At 64.2% G+C, this 475-nt stretch carries 1 protein-coding gene; it reads right to left on the bottom strand.

What is annotated here, in order from left to right; all coding sequences use genetic code 11:
- The coding region (locus HW466_RS31360; RefSeq protein ID WP_176316171.1) for an FMN-dependent NADH-azoreductase at positions 1–457 on the bottom strand (457 nt) is incomplete at its 3' end.
- Positions 458–475: the final 18 nt, after the last annotated feature.

The raw sequence follows: 475 nt of genomic DNA on the forward strand, positions 1-475 counted from the left end.
CGAACGGTGCCCAGGCACCTTCCGAGAACACGCCGCCGGTAGCGGTGACGAGATAGACCTTCTTGCCGGTCAGCAGCCCCTTCGGCCCGGTATCGCCGTAGCCGAAGGTGACGCGCGGCCAGGTGACGTGATCGAACCAAGCCTTGAGCTGCGAGGGCAGACCGAAGTTGATCATGCCGGAACCGAGCACGATCACATCGGCGACCTTCAACTCTTCGACCAACTCTTGCGCGACCTTCACCGCCTCGACCTGTTCCGGTGTGCGATCTTCGGGTACCTTGATCCGGCCCTGGATGTAGGCCGGCGTGATGTGCGGCGGCGGATTCGCGGCAAGGTCGCGCACGGTCAGCGTGCCGCCCGAGCGGGCTTTGATACCATCGGCGATTTCGGTGGCAAAGCGGGTGGAAAGGCTGTCGGCCCCGCGCGGGCTGGACGTGATAAGTAGGGTGTGGCTCACGGCGGCTCCAAGGTATAA

The sequence above is a fragment of the Burkholderia territorii genome (assembly GCF_902833055.1).
Lineage (GTDB): Bacteria > Pseudomonadota > Gammaproteobacteria > Burkholderiales > Burkholderiaceae > Burkholderia > Burkholderia territorii.